The sequence below is a fragment of the Luteipulveratus flavus genome, from assembly GCF_029439465.1.
GTDB classification, from domain to species: Bacteria; Actinomycetota; Actinomycetes; order Actinomycetales; family Dermatophilaceae; genus Luteipulveratus; species Luteipulveratus flavus.
Genome location: NZ_JAROAV010000055.1, coordinates 1 through 16659, shown reverse-complemented (window position 1 = coordinate 16659; position 16659 = coordinate 1). Strand labels below are relative to the sequence as shown.

The following is a 16659-nucleotide window of genomic DNA, read 5'->3' as shown; positions in this document are numbered from 1 at the left end:
CTCAGGCCTCGGCGGGGGTGTAGCCGATGACGGCCTTGGTCTCCAGGAAGTCGGCGAACGCCGTCTGGCCCCACTCGCGCCCGTTGCCGCTCTGCTTGTACCCGCCGAACGGCGCGTTCAGGTCGACCGCCGCGCCGTTGAGGTTGACCTGGCCGGCGCGCAGCCGGGAGGCGACCTTGCGCACGGTGTCCTGGTCGGAGCCGGAGACGTACGCGGCCAGGCCGTACGGGGTGTCGTTGCCGATCTCGATGGCCTGGTCGACCGACTCGTACGGCAGGATCACCAGGACCGGGCCGAAGATCTCTTCGCGCGCGACGGTCATGTCGTTGCTGACGTTGGCGAAGACGGTCGGCTTGACGTAGTAGCCGGTGTCGAGACCGTCCGGGCGGCCGGTGCCGCCGGCCACCAGGGATGCGCCCTCGTCGACGCCCTGCTGGATCAGGCCCTGGATCTTGTCGTACTGCGCCTTCGAGACGACCGGACCCATCTTGACCTCGCCGGTCGGGTCGCCGACGGTGACCTTCTCCGCGGAGGCCTTGGCGATCGCGGCGGCCTCGTCCATCCGGGCGGCCGGGACGAGCATGCGGGTCGGCGCGTTGCAGGACTGGCCCGAGTTCGCCCAGACGCCCGCGGCGCCGATCTTGACGCCCTTCTCGAACGCGTCGTCGTCGAGGATGATGTTCGGGCTCTTGCCGCCGAGCTCCTGGTGGACCCGCTTGACCGTCGGGGCCGCCGCCTTGGCCACCTCGACGCCGGCGCGGGTGGAGCCGGTGATCGAGATCATGTCGACCTGCGGGTGGGCGGCCAGCGCCGCGCCGACGGTCGGGCCGTCGCCGTTGACGAGGTTGAAGACGCCCGCCGGCACACCGGCGGCGTCCATGATCTCGGCGAGGAGATACGCGGAGAACGGCGCCTCCTCCGACGGCTTGAGCACCATGGTGCAGCCGGTCGCCAGCGCCGGCGCGACCTTGCAGGTGATCTGGTTCAGCGGCCAGTTCCACGGCGTGATGAACGCGCAGACGCCGACCGGCTCCCGGACGATGCGGGTGGTGCCGCGGTCCTCCTCGAACGGGTAGTCCGCCAGGACCTTGGACGCGGTGACGAGGTGGCCGAGACCCATCCCGACCTGCGCGGTCGTCGCGAGCTTGGCCGGTGCGCCCATCTCCTCGGTGACGGCGGCGGCGAGGTCCTCGGCGCGCTTCTTGTACTCCTCGATGACGCGCGACAGCAGCTCGCCGCGGTCGGCGGGACTCGTCTGCGAGAACGTCTCGAACGCGGCGCGAGCCGCCTCGACGGCCCGGTCGACGTCGGAGGTGCCGCCGAGGGCGATGCGCCCGGCGACCTGCTCGGTCGCGGGGTTCACCACGTCGTCCGGCTGCGGCTGAGCCGGGTCGACCCACTGGCCGCCGATGTAGAACTGTCCGTACTCGCGCATGCTCAGGTCGCTCCTCGGTCGTCGTTGACACTCCCGGCCGAGCATAGGCAGGGTCGCCGGCGGCGGCAGCCCGAGGGGCGGGGCGGCTACGCCTGGGGCCAGCCGGCCGGCGAGTCCTCCCAGCCCTCCTGACGGCCGTACGGCAGCAGGTCCAGGACGTTCGCCTCGAACATCACCCGGTCCACACCCCGCTGCGTCGTGGAGTACGTGCGGTAGACGTCGTCGCCGTCGCGCAGGAACGCGCTGAGCAGGAAGCCCTCGCCCGCTCCGCAGTCGGCCGAGAACGTCGTCCCGTGGGACGACGCGTACGGCACCGTCCAGCCGCGCTCCTGCCAGTACGCCGTCATCTGCTCCAGCGGCATGTCGGAGACGGTCCGCCACGCGACGCCGTTCTCGGCGAGGGTGTCGAGCGCGACCACCTGGTCGGTGAAGTTGGTGCAACCGGGGCAGAAGCGGTCGGGGCCGAGGTTCATGAACTGGTAGAGCGCCAGCTGGTGCTTCTCGCCGAACAGCTCCAGCAACGTCACCGGACCCTCCGGCGAGGCGAAGGTGTACTCCTGCTCGACGCGGACCATCGGCATCCGGCGGCGTCGGGCCGCGAGGGCGTCGAGCGCGTGGGTGAGGTCCTTCTCGGCGGTGAGCAGCTCGGCGCGGGCCGACTGCCACTCCTGCTCGGAGACGACGGTCGGAAGGGCGGGAGCAGGCGTACGGCTGGGCATGGGAAGGCACCTCTCGATCGGGAAGGGGTCCGTGCGTGGCTACGTCGGAGCCGGGCCGTCGATCTCGACATCGCCCGTCCGGGCAGGGGCGATCACGCGTACACCGCGTCCCAGAACGCGTCGAACTCGCGCGAGCCGGTCGGTCCGCCCATCGCCCTCGTGCCGAGGTAGACCCCGGCGACGTCGGACGCCGGGTCGGCACCGGCGACGCAGCCGGTGCCTCCCGACCAGCCGAACGTCCCGGCCCGGCCGTGGGCCGGGGTGTCCTCGACGTTGACCGACACCTGCCACCCGTAGCTCGTCCAGGGGTCGATCACCGGGGCCGCGGCGCGACGCTGCTCCTCGCTGATCTGCGGGCTGCGGATGGCCCGTGCCGACTCGGGCCGCAGGATGGTGGGTCGCTCCGAGGCGACCTCCTCCAGCACCCGGAGATAGTCGGCGGGCCGGGTGACCAGGCCGTTGCCGAACGAGCGGAACCCGGGTGCGCCGGCCTGGCCGCGGACGAGGCCGTCCGGGCCGGACTCGTACCAGGTAGCGACCTCGCCGGCGTCCTCGAACGAGAGCAGCCCGAGCCCGAGCGGCTGGACGACGCCCTGCTGCACGAGGTCGTCGTTCGAGGAGCCTGTCAATCGCTCGAGCAGGATGGAGAGGACGTCGCTGGAGGTGTGGTAGCGCCAGACCTCGCCCGGCTGAGCGGCGAGCGGAACCTCCGCGAGGCGTGAGAGGTAGGTCTCCGGCGCGATGGGTGGCGCCGACGCACCCGGCGCGATCCCGCGCTCCGCCAGTGCCTCGGCCTGCCGGTCCTCGCCGCCGTAGAGGACACCCCAGCCGGAGGTCATGGTGAGCAGGTGGCGGATCGTGATCGCGACCCGTGCCGGCTGACCGTCCGGGCCGATCGGGTGCGCGAGCTCGGGCAGCCAGCGGCCGATCGGGTCGTCCAGCGCGAGCCGCCCGGCGTCGACCTGCTGCAGGGTCACGACCGCGCCGACGAGCTTCGACAGGGACGCGATGCGGAACGCGGTCGACGCCGTCACCGGAGCACCGGACTCCAGGTCGACGACACCGCCGCGTCCCTCGTGCAGGACGCCGCGCTCGCGGACCGCGAACGCGTACCCGGGCAGGTGGCCCTGCTGGACGAGGGGATCGAGGGCATCGGTGATGCGCCGGGACCGCTGCATGGGCCCTTTCTAGCAACGGGGTCCGACAGCGAGCCGGTCCTCGCCGAGGAAAACGTCCGCGCGCCGCGGCGGTGCCGGTCGGCATGATGAGTGCGTGCCGACCTACACGTCGTACGACGACGCCGTCCTCGCCTACCGCCAGTGGGGGAGCGGCGAACCCGTTCTCTTCGTCCCGGGAGGACCAGGGCGCGATCCGGAGTACCTCGGCGATCTGGCCGACCTCGCTGCTGCGACCGGTCGGACGATCGTCGTCGGTGACCCGCGCGGGACGGGCGCGCCGGCCGACCCCGCCGCGTACACCGCGGAGCGGCTCGCGGACGACCTGGACGCCCTCCGGGGGCATCTTGGGCTCGCGTCGGTCGACCTGATCGCCCACTCGGCGGGGTGCGCGGTCGCGCTCCTGTACGCCGCTGCCCGGCCCGAGCGGGTGCGCCGCCTGGTGCTCCTCACCCCGGGCACCCGGGTGCTGGGGCTGGAGGACACCGACGAGGAGTACGAGGCGCAGCTGGACCGGCGTCGGCGCGAGCCGTGGTTCGACGAGGCGAGCCGGGCGATGGACCGGATCGAGTCCGAGGGGTTCACCGCCGAGCTGCGTCAGGCGATGTCGCCGTTCCTGTACGGCCCGTGGACCACCGAGGCGCAGGAGCACGCGGCGTCCGATGCACGCCAGCGGAACCTGGACGCGTCGGCCGGCTTCTGGGGCGGGTCGAGCGACCCGAAGGCCACCCGCGCCGCGCTCGCCGACCTGAGCGCCCCCGTACGCATCGTGATCGGCGAGCTGGACCTCGCACCCGGGCCGGTGCTCGCGGGCGAGCTGGCGGCGGTGTTCGAGGACGCGTCGGTGTCCGTGCAGGAGGGTGCCGGACACTTTCCGTGGGTCGACGACCGGGTGGCGTTCACGAGGCTCGTGACCGAGGCGCTCGGCCGCTGACCACACCCGCACCGGGAGCGTGGCCCCGCCCGCACCGGGTGGGGCGGCGAGCCCGAACTAGCCTGACCGCGTGACCCTCCACGACATCCCCCTGAAGACGCTCGACGGCCGCTCCACCTCCCTCGGCGAGTACGCCGGCCGCGCGGTGCTCGTCGTCAACGTCGCCTCCAAGTGCGGGCTCACGCCGCAGTACACGGGCCTCGAGGCGCTGCAGCAGCAGTACGCCGACCGCGGGCTGACCGTCGTCGGCTTCCCGTGCAACCAGTTCGGTGGGCAGGAGCCGGGCAGCGCGCAGGAGATCGAGACGTTCTGCTCCGCTACGTACGGCGTGACCTTCCCGATGATGGAGAAGGTCGAGGTCAACGGCGAGGCGAAGCACCCCGTGTACGCCGAGCTCACCCGGCACGCGGACGCCGAGGGCGAGGCCGGCGACGTCCAGTGGAACTTCGAGAAGTTCCTGATCGCGCCGAGCGGGGAGGTCGTCGCCCGGTTCCGTCCCACGACCGAGCCGCAGGACGCCCGGATCACCGACGCCATCGAGGCCAACCTCCCCCAGGCCTGACCGGCAGATCATGGCGGTCGGCACACGCATGCGTGTGCCGGCGACCAATTTTTGCCGGACGGGAGCATGGCCTGACCGGCGAAAGTTGATGGCTGGCACAGGTACGCGTGTGCCGGCGACCAGCTTCTGCCGGAGGGAGCGGGTCGCTACGGCTGGTCGGGCAGCAGCGCGAAGTCGGCGAAGTCGAAGCCGGGCGCCACGACGCAGCCGACGAGCACCGGCTCGTCGCCCGCGGGGCGTGCCGCCTGCCAGTGGCCGCCGGGTACGAGTGCCTGCGCGACCTCGCCGCCCGGGTAGTCCGACCCGAGCCGCACGGTCCGGACGCCGTCACCGCCCGCGGGGGCATCGCCGTTCCCGCCGAGGTCGAGGGACAGCGGACCGCCGCGGTGGTGCAGCCACAGCTCGTCGGAGGTGACGCGGTGCCACCTCGACTCCTCGCCCGGCAGCAGCAGGAACAGGATGCTCGTCGCGTACGCCCGCGCACCGTCGTACCCCTGCGGCCGGAAGGTCGACGCGTGCCGGTACGTCTCCGCGAACCAGCCGCCCTCGGGGTGCGGCTGCAGCCCGAGCCCGCGGGCCCAGGAGGGGAGCTCGGCCGGGTCGCGCTGGGACGTCGGCGCCGCGCTCATCCGACCGCTCCGCCGACGAGGTTGCCGATCCCGAACGTGATGACCATGGCCAGCGCGCCGCCGATGACGTTGCGTACGACGGCCGGACCCGGTCGAGCGCTGCCGAGCCGCGCGCTCACGTGGCCGGTGATGGCGAGCGCGATGAGCACCGCGACGAAGGTGACGGGCACCCGCCAGGACGGCCCCGGCAGCAGCACCGCGACGAGCGGGAGCAGCGCGCCGACGGTGAACGCGACGAACGACGCGAACGCCGCGTGCCACGGGTTGGTGAGGTCCTCCGGGTCGATGCCGAGCTCGGCGTCGGCGTGGGCGGCGAGCGCGTCCTTCTCGGTGAGAGCGACCGCCACCTGACGTGCGAGGTCGGGCTCCAGACCCTTGCCCTCGTAGATCTGGGTGAGCTCGTCGAGCTCCTCGCGGGGCATCTCGCGCAGCTCGCGCCGCTCCAGCGCGAGCATCGCCTTCTCGCTGTCGAGCTGGGTGCTGACCGACACGTACTCACCGACGGCCATGCTCATCGCACCGGCGGACAGGCCCGCGATGCCGGCGACCAGGATCGCCGTCCGGTCCGTGGACGCGCCGGCGACGCCGACCACGATGCCCGCGGTCGAGACGATGCCGTCGTTGGCGCCGAGGACGCCGGCACGCAGCCAGTTGAGGCGGCCGGACAGGCCCGCGTCATGGGGTTCGTTCTCGTGGCTCACCCTGCCGATCCTGGCAGACCGGGCGACGCGTATCTGTGATCCGCGGGCCTCAGGCGCGCGCGCCGCGGTCGACGGGTCGGCGTGGCGCGAGGTCGGGGGCGTCCAGCCCGAACCGGTCGCTCAGCGCCAGCCGCGCGGCGTACCAGCCGGCCAGGCCGTGCACCGACGGCCCGGGAGTGGTCGCGGAGGAGGCGAGGTAGACGCCCTCCAGCGGGGTGCGCCACGGCCGCGGTGAGAGCACCGGGCGCCGCACCATCTGCCGCATCGTGACCGCCCCGGTCGCGAAGTCGCCGCCCGCGAAGTTCGGGCTCACCGTGTCCAGGCGCGACGCGGGGGTCGCGGTCGAGGCGACGATCAGGTCGCGGAACCCGGGTGCGTACCGCTCCACCGCCGCCGTGATCGCCTCGGTCATGTCCACCGGGCTGCCGTACGGCACGTGCGAGTACGCCCACAGCACGGCGCCGCCCTCGGGCGCACGCGTCGGGTCGATGACGGACGGCTGGGTCACCAGGACGTACGGGTTCGCAGGGAAGCGACCGTGGGCGACGGACCGCTCGGAGGCGGCGATCTGGGCGCGGGTGCCGCCGAGGTGGATCGTCGGCGCCTGGCGCAGCTCGGCGCTGGTCCACGGCACCGGTCCGGACAGGGCGAAGTCGACCTTCGAGGCGCCGTTGCCGTGGCGGAACCCCCGCAGCGCGGTCCGATAACGCTGCGGCAGGCGCTCACCGTAGATGCCGTCGAACGTGCGGACGGACACGTCGAGCAGCACCGTCCCGTAACCGGCCAGATCGTCGGGCGACGTGACCTCCTGGCCCAGGAGGACGCGTCCGTCGTGGGCGGTGAGGTCGTCGACGAGCGCGTCCGTGATGGCCTGCGAGCCGCCGCGCGGGACCGGCCAGCCCTGACCGTGGGCGTTGATGGTCAGCGCGAGCCCGCCACCGGCGATCGACAGCCGTGGGTGGCGCCCGATGACGTGCCCGGCCGTACCGGTGATGAGCGCGGGCGCGACCTCGTCGCGGAAGCGGATGTTCCAGGCCGGCGTGCCCTGCTCGAGCGCTCGGACCCCGTAGAGCAGCGCGGCCCACGGGTGCCGGGGTACGCCGAGCAGCGAGGCGGTCGTGAAGGCGTTGATCGCGTCGAGGTGGCGCAGCAGCGGGGCGAGCAGGCGCCGGTACGCGGGACCGTCGGCTCCTAGTCCGTCGGCCGTACGGTCCAGGTCGCGCCAGCCGAGGCCGACCCGGCCGTCCGGCAGCGGGTGCCCGAAGGACAGCTCGGGGACCAGCAGGTCGATGCGCTCGTCCAGCCGGAACTCCCGGAAGAAGCTCGACGCCAGCGCCATCGGGTGCACGGCCGAGGCGAGGTCGTGGCGGTACCCGGGGACCGTGATCTCGCGGGTGCTGGCCCCGCCGCCGGCCCACGCGTTGCGCTCCAGGACGTCCACCCGCAGACCGGCGCGCGCGAGGGTGACGGCGGCGGCCAGGCCGTTCGGTCCGGCACCGACCACCGCCACGTCCGCGGTGGTGCTGCTGCGCCCGTCGTCCGGCATCGGGGACCTCGTGATCGTCGTCGGCAAGGAGTCCTCGCCAGCCTACGGGCGGCCGGTCGACCGTCCAGACGTGCGCGCCGATCCCGACCGGCCCGGGCCGACCTCGTGAGGCCGGACTCGACATCGCCGGGCCGAGTTGACCTTCGAGTGGCCCGAGGGTCGAGAGTGAGGTCGTGACCGACCCGGAACCGCTGCTCACCATCAGCTCGTTCGCGCGACTGGTCGGGCTGAGCCCGAGTGCCCTGCGCTTCTACGACGACTGCGACCTCCTGCGACCCGTCGAGGTCGACGCGCGCTCGGGGTACCGCTACTACGCCGCGGCGCAGGAGCACCGCGCGGTCCTCATCCGGCGGCTGCGCGAGATCGACGTGCCGCTGCCGCAGGTCAGGCTGGTGCTCGACGGGCAGCGCGAGGAGGCGCACCGCGCGCTCGAGGCGCACGTCGCAGCGACGCAGGGCCGCGCCCGACGAGCCGGCGAGGTCGTCGCCGACCTCGTCGCGGCCCTCACGGTCGAGGGTGACGGCGCGGGCGGGGTCGCCGACGGCGACCGCGGTGCGGCCGGCGGCCCGACCACGGTCAGCGTCGGCGGTCCCGAGCTGGCCAGCGCGATTCGGCAGGTGGCACCGGCCGCCGCGCAGGTCCCCGACGTCCCCGCCCTGACGGGCGTGCTGCTGGACATCACCGGGGCGGAGCTGGTCGTGATCGCGACCGATCGCTACTGGCTGGCCATGCGCACCCTCCCGACGCACGCCGTGGACGGCCCCGACCGTCGCGTGCTGGTGCCCGTCGATGAGCTCTCCGCGCTCGCGGCCTGGGTCGCCCGGTACGACCGAGTGGTCCTGCGCGCCACCTCGGCCGGCCTCACCGTCGCGCCGGCCGACGGCGCCGCCGACGTCCGCGACGTACCGCTGCTCGTCGACGAGTTCCCCTCGTACCGCGTCATCTTCGAGCGGGTCGACACCCCGCGACAACGGGTCATCGTCGACCGCGTGGCCCTGCAACGGACCGTGCTCGCGACCGGCGCGACCGGCGCGACCGGCGCGACCGGCGCGACCGGCGCGGACGGCCCGGTCGTGCTCGCCGCCGACGGTGCCGCCCTGACCGTGCGGGCCGAGGGCGACGACGAGGGCGTGCGGCTCAACGCGGTGTGCACCGGCTCGCCGGAGCCGATCGCGTTCCGCCCGTCCCTGCTCGCCGCCGCCCTGGAGACGAGCGTCGGCCCCGACGTGCTGCTGGAGGTGATCGCGTCCGACCGGCCGGTCGTCGTCCGGTCGGCCGACCAGGGCACGTTCACGACCCTCGTCATGCCCGTACGGGTGACCGCGCCGGCGCCCGGGTAAGGTCACCCTCACCTGTCGAGCGTTGGAGGTCCCGTGGAGTCCGTGCCCGTGCCACAGCAGCCGGACCTCACGGTCAGCCGGCCGTCGTACGAGGTGATCCGCGACGCGTACGGCATCCCGCACCTGCGCGCCGCGTCCGTGCCCGACCTCGCGTTCGCGCAAGGGTACGAGACGGTCCGGGACCGCGCCTGGCAGCTGGAGATCGAGCGGCTCCGCGGCGAGGGCCGGGTGGCTGCGCTGGTCGGTGCGTCCGGTGTCGAGTGGGACGTGTTCGCCCTCCGCAGCCGCCTCGACGAGACCGCCCGCCGCGCGTACGACGCTCTCTCCGAGCAGACCCGGGGCTGGGTCGCGGCGTACGTCGCGGGCGTCGATGCCGCCTACGCCGACGGACTGAGCGCGCCGGAGCTGTGGGAGCGCCGCGCGGCGGTCCGGCCGTGGTCACCCTGGACCCCGCTGTCGATCTTCCTGGTGCAGCACATCCTGTTCGGCTCCTACCCGAGCAAGCTGTGGCGCCGCATGGTCCACGACGCGCTCGGCGACGAGGGGCTGACGCTGCTGCGCACCGAGGCCGGCGCGGACTCGGGCTCGAACGCGTTCGGCGTCGGCGGCGCTCGCACCGTCGGCGGCGCACCGATCGTCGCCGGCGACCCGCACCGCGTCTTCGAGGCCCCGAACGTCTACGCGCAGGTCCACCTGGCCTGCCCGTCGTTCGACGTGGCGGGATACGCCTTCCCCGGCGTCCCGGGGGTGCAGCACTTCGCGCACGCCGGCGAGGTCGCCTGGGCGGTCACGAACGCCTCGGCCGACTACCAGGACCTGTACGACGAACGGCTGGAGCGCCGCGGCGAGGAGGTGTGGGCGAGCGGACCCGACGGCGAGGAGCCCGTGCGGCGCTCGGTCGAGCGGGTGGACGTCCGCGACGGCCAGCCGGTCGACGTCGAGGTGCTGGTCACCGAGCGCGGCCCGGTGATCCTCGGCGGTCCGGACGAGGACACCGCGATCAGCCTGTGCACCCCGACGTTCGTCGACGGCGACCTGGGGTTCGAGGCGCTCCTGCCACTGCTGCACGCCCGCTCCGTCACCGACGTCGAGGCGGCGCTCGAGCACTGGGTCGAGCCGGTCAACAACGTGGTCGTCGCCGACCGAGCCGGCACGCTGGTCCATCGCGTCGCCGGACGGGTGCCCGACCGCTCCGTCGCCAACCGAGTCATGCCCGTACCCGCTGATGAGCCCGAGAACCGCTGGCACGGAACGGTTTCCGATCTGCCACGCTTCACAGCAGCCTCGGACGGCCGGCTGGTCACCGCCAACGACCGCATCGACGACTCCTACGACCGGATCAGCTCCGACTTCGCCGCGCCGTACCGCGCGGACCGGCTCGGCGCGCTCGTCCAGGGCACCGACCGGCTGGACGCGCCCGGTGCCGTGGCCGCGCTGATGGATGTGCAGCAGACGCAGGGCACCCAGCTGCTCACTCTCATCGAGGAGCAGGACGACCTCGACGAGGCGCCCGCGTGGGTCCGCGAGCGGCTGCTGGCGTGGGATCGTCGGATGAGCGGCGACAGCGTGGACGCCGGGCTGTTCGTGGCGGTCCGCCAGCAGGTGGTCGACCGGATCTGCGCCGCTCCCGCCCTCGCGCCGCTGCTGGACCCGCTGCGGTTCGGCGCCCTGTACGCCCCGTGGTGCTCGCTGCCGGCTCGCGTCGCCTCCGCGCTGCCTCGGCTCCTCGCGGCCGAGCGGCCGTTCGGCATCGACGTCGTCGCCGTCGTGCGGGACGCGCTCGCGGCGGTGGCGGCCGACTCGCCGCTGCCCCGCACGTGGGGCGACCGGCACCGGTTCCGGCCGTGGCACGCGCTGGAGACCTTCGGGCTGCCCCACGAGCTCGGCGGGCCGGCCGGCGAGCCGCTCGGGGGCGACTCCGACTGCGTCCGGTGCACCGGCTGGTGGCCCGGGACCGAGACCGCGACCCGAGGCTCCGTCGCCCGCTACGCGTGGGACCTCGCGGACCGGGACGCGAGCCTGTGGGTCGTCCCGCTCGGTGCGCACGGCGACCTCGACCACGCCAACGGCGCGGACCAGTTCGACGCCTGGACCACCGGCGCCGTACCGCTCACGACCGACTGGGCGACCCTGGAACGCGAGCAGCAGCGATGAGCGACCTGACGACCGACCCGACCCTCGAGCTCGCCGTCGCACCGGTCGACCCGGACCGCGACGCGGCGCTCATCCACTCCTGGACCTCGCAGGAGCGCGCGGTGTTCTGGGGTCTGCTCGACAAGGACGTCGACGACATCCGCGACATCTACCGGTGGATCGACGAGCAGCCGCACCTGGCCGCGTACCTCGTGCGGCACGCGGGAGCCCCGGTCGCGCTGTTCCAGACGTACGACCCGTACGTGGACGAGATCGGCGACCACTACGACCGGCAGCCGGGGGACGTGGGCGTCCACCTGATGCTCGCGCCCGGACGACGACCGCGCGGAGTGACTGCCGCGGCCATCGAGGCCGTGGTCGAGCACGTCTGGTCCGACGCCGCGCACCACCGCGTGGTGCTCGAGCCGGACGCGGACAACCACCGGAGCGTCGCCCTGCTGCGCCGCGTCGGGGCCGAGCTCGGTCCGGTGGTGCAGATGCCGCACAAGCGGGCCCAGTTCGCCTTCCTCGACCGCGCCGGCTGGGAGCGGGCGCGGTCCGGCCGGGGCTGAGGTCAGTCGGCCTTCCAGAAGAAGACCGCCGTCATCCGCCGCTGGAACGGGTGCGTCCCGCAGTACGCCGTCGCGCTGTGCACGAGGTTGGCGCGGTAGAGCAGCAGCCGGTTGAACCGGTTGTCCACCCGCACGTCCTCGACGAACGAGCCGGGCGCGACGTACCTGGTGCCGAGGGCGTCCACGAGGTTGTCGTGCGGCTCGACGACGATGTTGCCGCCCTCCTCGCCGCCCGGCAGCTGCTGCCGGTAGAAGCCGGTGCCGCACCCGGCCGGCGCACCGGGGGTGAGGAACAGCACCGCCGCGTACGTGCACAGGCTGCGCGCGTCGGTGTGCGGCTTGACGTGACCCTCGTTCTCCCCGACGAGCTGGACGCAGTTGTGGTTGAGCCGTCCGCCGTTCGGCGTCTCCTGCACCCACAACCGCGACGCGCCGGTGAGTTCGCGGACCCGGCCCTCGACGACCTCGAGCTCGGCCGGCTCCAGACACGGGATCGCCCGCATGCCCGGCCAGACCTGGTCGGTGTACGGCGCGCCGCGCTGCCACGTCTTCTTCGCGACGCACCGCTCCCGGACGGCCATCGGGTGCGGCAGCACGTCGTCCACCACCCAGTAGTTCTCGCCCAGCACGGGCTCGTCGTACGGCAGCGGCCGCATCGCGGCAGCAGTGGGCTGAGTGGTCATCGGCGCTCCCGGTCGCAGGGTGGACGCCGGTGAACGTACGGTCGCTGCGACCGCCGCACCCATGACACCTGTCACGGACGCGCTCATCCGCCGATCACCCGGAGAACCGCGCGCCCGCGCAGGCAACTGCGTCAGACAGATCTGACGCACTCGCAAGCCGGTCGAGCTCCAGTGACGCAGTGGCCTGCAGGGGGCGCTCGGCCGGTGCGGGAGGCGGGAGGGGGCTACTCGTCCGAGAGCGTCATCGTCGAGAGCCGTCGGGCGGCCAGCAGCACGCCCGCGACGAGCGCCACGGGCGCGGCGAGGAGGGCGTACCAGACCGGGACGTCGGGCTTGCCGGCCGACACGGTGGAGACCGACTCCAGCACCGCCGAGCCCCACGACCGGGCGGAGAGCCAGCGCGCCGGACCGAGGAGCGACGCCAGCGTCGACTCCAGCACCAGCCAGTACAGCAACGCGGCGATGACGCTGCGCTGCAGCACGGTCATCAGTGCGGTGAAGATGCCGGTGTACGCCACGCCGGCCACCGCGCCGCCCGCGAGACCGGCGAGCGCGACGTGGTCCGCGGTGCCGACCATGACGTACCCGGCGACGCCCAGCGGCAGGGCGCCACAGGTGAGCACGGCGAGCAGGACGACCACGACCTTGCTGGCCACGATGGACACGCGCGACAGCGGCTTGGTCAGCAGGTACAGGATCGAGCCGTCGTCCAGCTCGGAGTTGATCAGCGTCGTGGTCGCGAGCAGCGCAACCACCGGGACGACGATGCCGAGGCCGTAGATGAACAGCAGCGACTCGGCGCGGTCGGGGCTCTCGTCGCCGCCGAGCGAGCGCACCAGCAGCGCCAGCACGACCAGCAGCACCGGCAGGGCGTAGAGCAGCAGCGCGCGGGTGCGCCCGAACATCGAGTGCATCGCGAGGCGGACGACCGGGGTGCTCATGCGCCCACCAGGTAGGCGAAGACGCTCTCCAGCGAGTCGTCGGTCGGGGTGACCTCCAGGATGCGGATGTCGTGCTCGCGGGCCGCGCGTGGCAGCACGTGTCCGAACCGGCCGAGGTCGTCCGTCTCGACCTCCAGCGCCTGCTGGCCGCGCAGCCGCACGCCACGGACGGAGGTGTCGGCGAGCAGCAGCGTCGCGAGCCGGCGGTTGTCGGAGGACCGGACGAGGTACTGGTTCGGGCGGTCGGTCATCATCCGGCGGATCTGGGCGAAGTCGCCCGACGCGGCGTGCCGCCCGGAGACGACGACCTCGACCTGGCGGGCGATCTGCTCGACCTCCTCCAGGATGTGCGAGCTGAACACGATGGTGCGGCCCTCGCGGGCGAGGCGGGTGAGCATGTCCATCATCTGCCGGCGGCGGATCGGGTCCATGCCGTTGAACGGCTCGTCCAGCAGCAGCACCTGAGGGTCGTGCACGAGCGCGGAGGCGACCTTGATTCGCTGCCGCATGCCCTTGGAGTACGTGCTGATCCGGCGGTCGGCGGCGTCGATCATCTCGACCAGCGCGACGGCGCGCTCGGTCGCGGCCCGCGGGTCGGGGACGCGCTGCAGGTCGGCGTTGAGCCGGACGAACTGCGTACCCGTGAGGTAGTCGTACAGCTGCTCCTGCACCGGCACGAGCCCGATGTTCCGGTACGCGGAGACGTCGCCGCGGACCGGATGGCCGTCGATGGTGACGGTGCCGGCGGACGGTGGCAGCAGGCCGGCCATCATCGACAGCAGCGTGGACTTGCCGGCGCCGTTCGGGCCGAGCAGCCCGGTGATGCCGGGGCCGATCTGCATCGACACGTCGTTGACGGCGACGACGTTGCCGTACCACCGCGACACCGCCTGCAGCTCCAGGACGCTGCCGACCGGTCGCGGGTCCAGCGCCTGCGGGGGTCGTGGCTCCACCGTGCCCGTGTCGTTCACAGCGACGCCGCCTTCCGGGTCCGGGCGAGCAGGATCAGCGTCGGGACGACCACCCAGGCCAGGCAGACGGCGACGAAGAACAGGTTCCACCCCACGCCCACCGGTCTGGTCATCTCGTCGGACGGCAGCGGTTGATGGAACAGGCCGCTCACCAGACCCGCGACGGCGCTGAACGGGTTCGCCGCGGCGGCGACGTGCCCGACCGCGTCCCGTCCCTGGTCGTGCGCGATGCCCTGGATCGAGGTGACCACCCCGGAGGAGATCATCAGCACGATGATCACGCCGGTGGCCGACAGGCCGGTCCGGGTCGTGAACGTCGACACCATGCCGGTCAGGGCGGACAGCGTGAGGGCCAGCACCAGCGAACCGACCAGCGCGGCGAGGTACGCCTTGGTGTGCTGCCCGCGGGGCAGGTCGGAGCTGATCGCGACGGCGTACCAGATGGTCAGCGGCACGGCGATGATCGCGAACACCGCGGTGGTCAGCGCGGCCAGCCGGACGAGCACGAGCGTCGTCCGCGACAGCGGCCGGGCGTAGTACAGGACGATCGTGCGGTAGCGCAGGTCGCGCGCGAACAGCACCGGTGCCTGGCCGGCGACGAAGATCGTGAGCAGCAGCTGGGTCCAGTACGGGTAGCCGAAGTAGGTGGACAGCGGCCCGAAGAGGTCGGCCTGGCTCTGCAGCGACATCTTCTTGAGCTGGATGATGATGCCGGCCAGCACCAGCGCGGGCACCAGCATCAGCGCCGAGATGAGCCACGGCAGCACCTTGGACTTGCCGGCCCGGCCGAGGCCGAAGCAGTGCCGCAGCGCCGTGCCGTACAGCGACACCGCGGTCTGCGCGGGGGTACGGCGACGTCCGGTGAACGGGCGGTAGCCGAGGTCGTGGATGACGCCGCGGGCCGGAGTAGCGGTCATCGGACGGCCTCCTGGGTGAAGACCTCTTCGAGGGTGTGGCGGACCTCCTGGATGCGGACCAGCCCGAGGTCGAGGTCGACCACCGCGTCGCGGATCGCGTCGAGCTGGGACGGGTCGGTGACCCGGACCGCGACCTTGTCGCCCTGCGGCCAGACCGTCATGCCCTGGTCCAGCAGCGCCTGCCCGAGCCGCTGGTCGGCGCCCGCCGGGCCGAGCACCTCCACGAGCACGTCGCCCGTGACGTCGGTGAGGTCGCTGGTCGCGGACGCGCGCAGCAGGCGTCCGGAGTCGATGACGACGACGTGGTCGGCGATGCGCTCCAGCTCGCCGAGCAGGTGGCTCGTCACGGCCACGGAGATCCCGAACGAGTGGCCGATCGTGTCGACCAGCTCGAGCATCTCGTCGCGGGCGCGCGGGTCGAGGCCGTTCGTCGGCTCGTCCAGCAGCACCAGGCGCGGGTCGTGCACGATCGCCTGCGCGAGCTTGGCCCGCTGCCGCATGCCGGTGGAGTAGCCGCCCATCGGCCGGTGCCGCTCCTCGGCGAGACCGACGTGGCGCAGCACGTCCGAGGTGCGTTCGCGCGCGGCGGCGTGCGGCAGCCCGGACATGACCGCCATGTGCATGACGAACTCCGCGGCGTTGACGTCCGCGGGAAGGCAGTCGTGCTCGGGCATGTAACCGACGAGCTCGCGGATCCGGGGCCCGTCGGTCGCGGGGTTCATGCCGAGCACCTCGACGCTGCCGCTGGTGGGTCGCAGCAGACCGAGCAGCACCTTGATCAGCGTCGACTTACCGGCGCCGTTGACCCCGACGACGCCGGTGACGCCCTCGGGGATGTCGACGGTGAGCGAGTCCAGCGCACGTACGCGCGGGTACTCCACCGTCAGATCCCGTGTACCGACGACCCCCATGGCGGACACCCTAGAGCGATCCTCGGCGCGGCGCCCCGAGGACACCGACATGAGGTCCGGAACGAGGTCGATCGGGGGTCTTCCGGCCCTGCGCGCAGCCGGTCGCAGACCCTTCTCATCACTTTGGGGCTGTCGTACCGTCGACGTATGGGCAGTGTCACCGTCGGTACCGTCGAGACCCCGGCCGACCAGCGGCAGGCCCATCGCCCACGGGCGACCCAGCGCGTGGTCAGCTGGATCACCTCGACCGACCACAAGGTGATCGGCAACCTCTACTTCGTCACGACCTTCGCGTTCTTCCTGCTCGGTGGTGTGCTGGCGCTGCTGATCAGAGCCGAGCTGTTCGACCCCGGTCTGCAGATCGTGGACAGCAAGGAGCAGTTCAACCAGCTGTTCACGATGCACGGCACGATCATGCTGCTGCTGTTCGCGACGCCCCTGTTCTCCGGAGTGGCGAACGCGATCATGCCGCTGCAGATCGGTGCGCCGG

The 16659-nt window shown here is 72.8% G+C and carries 17 protein-coding genes; 6 read left to right on the top strand and 11 right to left on the bottom strand.

Annotation, left to right across the window (positions count from 1 at the left end; all coding sequences use genetic code 11):
• Position 1: 1 nt before the first annotated feature.
• From P4R38_RS19210 to P4R38_RS19200, 3 genes are all read right to left on the bottom strand, one after another.
• Positions 2 to 1435, bottom strand: a complete 1434-nt coding sequence (locus P4R38_RS19210; protein ID WP_277193579.1) for an aldehyde dehydrogenase family protein — start codon at positions 1433 to 1435, stop codon at positions 2 to 4.
• A gap of 86 nt (positions 1436 to 1521) precedes the next feature.
• A complete protein-coding gene (locus P4R38_RS19205) occupies positions 1522 to 2154 on the bottom strand; it encodes a DUF899 family protein (protein WP_277193577.1) in 633 nt (210 codons plus the stop codon).
• Between the two features lie 92 nt (positions 2155 to 2246).
• Positions 2247 to 3332, bottom strand: coding sequence for a serine hydrolase domain-containing protein (locus P4R38_RS19200; RefSeq protein WP_277193576.1), 1086 nt, complete (start codon positions 3330 to 3332; stop codon positions 2247 to 2249).
• A 94-nt stretch (positions 3333 to 3426) separates the two neighbouring features.
• Here P4R38_RS19200 and P4R38_RS19195 point away from each other — a divergent pair, with 94 nt between their 5' ends.
• Positions 3427 to 4263, top strand: a complete 837-nt coding sequence (locus P4R38_RS19195; RefSeq protein WP_277193575.1) for an alpha/beta fold hydrolase — start codon at positions 3427 to 3429, stop codon at positions 4261 to 4263.
• Between the two features lie 70 nt (positions 4264 to 4333).
• Positions 4334 to 4825: a glutathione peroxidase gene (locus P4R38_RS19190; protein WP_275237388.1), complete on the top strand. Its 492-nt coding sequence runs from the start codon at positions 4334 to 4336 to the stop codon at positions 4823 to 4825.
• Positions 4826 to 4971: 146 nt separating this feature from the next.
• Here P4R38_RS19190 and P4R38_RS19185 read toward each other — a convergent pair whose 3' ends face one another.
• Genes P4R38_RS19185 through P4R38_RS19175 form a run of 3 tightly spaced genes read right to left on the bottom strand, consistent with a single transcriptional unit; the run spans position 4972 to position 7701 of the window.
• Positions 4972 to 5454: a cupin domain-containing protein gene (locus P4R38_RS19185; RefSeq protein ID WP_275237389.1), complete on the bottom strand. Its 483-nt coding sequence runs from the start codon at positions 5452 to 5454 to the stop codon at positions 4972 to 4974.
• Positions 5451 to 6155: a VIT1/CCC1 transporter family protein gene (locus tag P4R38_RS19180; protein WP_275237390.1), complete on the bottom strand. Its 705-nt coding sequence runs from the start codon at positions 6153 to 6155 to the stop codon at positions 5451 to 5453. The genes P4R38_RS19185 and P4R38_RS19180 overlap by 4 nt, the downstream gene beginning before the upstream one ends.
• A 49-nt stretch (positions 6156 to 6204) precedes the next feature.
• Entirely contained in the window at positions 6205 to 7701 is a 1497-nt protein-coding gene (locus tag P4R38_RS19175; RefSeq protein ID WP_277193574.1) for a phytoene desaturase family protein, read from the bottom strand.
• Between the two features lie 173 nt (positions 7702 to 7874).
• Between P4R38_RS19175 and P4R38_RS19170 the strand changes: the two genes are divergently transcribed.
• The 3 genes from P4R38_RS19170 to P4R38_RS19160 are packed head-to-tail and all read left to right on the top strand — an operon-like array spanning position 7875 to position 11746.
• A complete protein-coding gene (locus tag P4R38_RS19170) occupies positions 7875 to 9041 on the top strand; it encodes a DNA polymerase III subunit beta family protein (RefSeq protein ID WP_277193573.1) in 1167 nt (388 codons plus the stop codon).
• 42 nt (positions 9042 to 9083) lie between these two features.
• Positions 9084 to 11195, top strand: coding sequence for a penicillin acylase family protein (locus tag P4R38_RS19165; RefSeq protein ID WP_277193571.1), 2112 nt, complete (start codon positions 9084 to 9086; stop codon positions 11193 to 11195).
• The gene (locus P4R38_RS19160) at positions 11192 to 11746 is read left to right on the top strand and encodes a GNAT family N-acetyltransferase (RefSeq protein ID WP_277193570.1); all 555 of its coding nucleotides are present in this window, start codon (positions 11192 to 11194) and stop codon (positions 11744 to 11746) included. Before P4R38_RS19165 ends, P4R38_RS19160 begins: the two co-directional genes overlap by 4 nt.
• Positions 11747 to 11748: 2 nt before the next feature.
• On the opposite strand, the gene P4R38_RS19155 is transcribed toward P4R38_RS19160, so the two are convergent.
• The 5 genes from P4R38_RS19155 to P4R38_RS19135 all read right to left on the bottom strand — a co-directional run bounded on the left by P4R38_RS19155 (position 11749) and on the right by P4R38_RS19135 (position 16169).
• Positions 11749 to 12429, bottom strand: coding sequence for a DUF6445 family protein (locus tag P4R38_RS19155; protein WP_275237395.1), 681 nt, complete (start codon positions 12427 to 12429; stop codon positions 11749 to 11751).
• A gap of 224 nt (positions 12430 to 12653) precedes the next feature.
• The gene (locus P4R38_RS19150) at positions 12654 to 13370 is read right to left on the bottom strand and encodes an ABC transporter permease subunit (RefSeq protein WP_275237396.1); all 717 of its coding nucleotides are present in this window, start codon (positions 13368 to 13370) and stop codon (positions 12654 to 12656) included.
• Positions 13367 to 14323, bottom strand: a complete 957-nt coding sequence (locus P4R38_RS19145; protein ID WP_277193568.1) for an ABC transporter ATP-binding protein — start codon at positions 14321 to 14323, stop codon at positions 13367 to 13369. Before P4R38_RS19145 ends, P4R38_RS19150 begins: the two co-directional genes overlap by 4 nt.
• Before the next feature lie 14 nt (positions 14324 to 14337).
• Entirely contained in the window at positions 14338 to 15258 is a 921-nt protein-coding gene (locus P4R38_RS19140) for an ABC transporter permease (RefSeq protein ID WP_277193566.1), read from the bottom strand.
• Positions 15255 to 16169, bottom strand: coding sequence for an ABC transporter ATP-binding protein (locus P4R38_RS19135; protein ID WP_277193565.1), 915 nt, complete (start codon positions 16167 to 16169; stop codon positions 15255 to 15257). Before P4R38_RS19135 ends, P4R38_RS19140 begins: the two co-directional genes overlap by 4 nt.
• 147 nt (positions 16170 to 16316) lie before the next feature.
• On the opposite strand from P4R38_RS19135, the gene P4R38_RS19130 reads away from it, so the two are divergent.
• Positions 16317 to 16659, top strand: a 343-nt coding sequence (locus P4R38_RS19130) for a cbb3-type cytochrome c oxidase subunit I (protein ID WP_277193563.1), incomplete at its 3' end; no start/stop codon positions are given.

Excerpts from the sequence above, each read along its gene's own strand:
- P4R38_RS19210 (WP_277193579.1), bottom strand. The coding sequence starts at position 1,435 with ATGCGCGAGTACGGACAGTTCTACATCGGCGGCCAGTGGGTCGACCCG.
- P4R38_RS19175 (WP_277193574.1), bottom strand. The coding sequence starts at position 7,701 with ATGCCGGACGACGGGCGCAGCAGCACCACCGCGGACGTGGCGGTGGTC.
- P4R38_RS19185 (WP_275237389.1), bottom strand. The coding sequence starts at position 5,454 with ATGAGCGCGGCGCCGACGTCCCAGCGCGACCCGGCCGAGCTCCCCTCC.
- P4R38_RS19140 (WP_277193566.1), bottom strand. The coding sequence starts at position 15,258 with ATGACCGCTACTCCGGCCCGCGGCGTCATCCACGACCTCGGCTACCGC.
- P4R38_RS19205 (WP_277193577.1), bottom strand. The coding sequence starts at position 2,154 with ATGCCCAGCCGTACGCCTGCTCCCGCCCTTCCGACCGTCGTCTCCGAG.
- P4R38_RS19150 (WP_275237396.1), bottom strand. The coding sequence starts at position 13,370 with ATGAGCACCCCGGTCGTCCGCCTCGCGATGCACTCGATGTTCGGGCGC.
- P4R38_RS19160 (WP_277193570.1), top strand. The coding sequence starts at position 11,192 with ATGAGCGACCTGACGACCGACCCGACCCTCGAGCTCGCCGTCGCACCG.
- P4R38_RS19155 (WP_275237395.1), bottom strand. The coding sequence starts at position 12,429 with ATGACCACTCAGCCCACTGCTGCCGCGATGCGGCCGCTGCCGTACGAC.
- P4R38_RS19200 (WP_277193576.1), bottom strand. The coding sequence starts at position 3,332 with ATGCAGCGGTCCCGGCGCATCACCGATGCCCTCGATCCCCTCGTCCAG.
- P4R38_RS19135 (WP_277193565.1), bottom strand. The coding sequence starts at position 16,169 with ATGGGGGTCGTCGGTACACGGGATCTGACGGTGGAGTACCCGCGCGTA.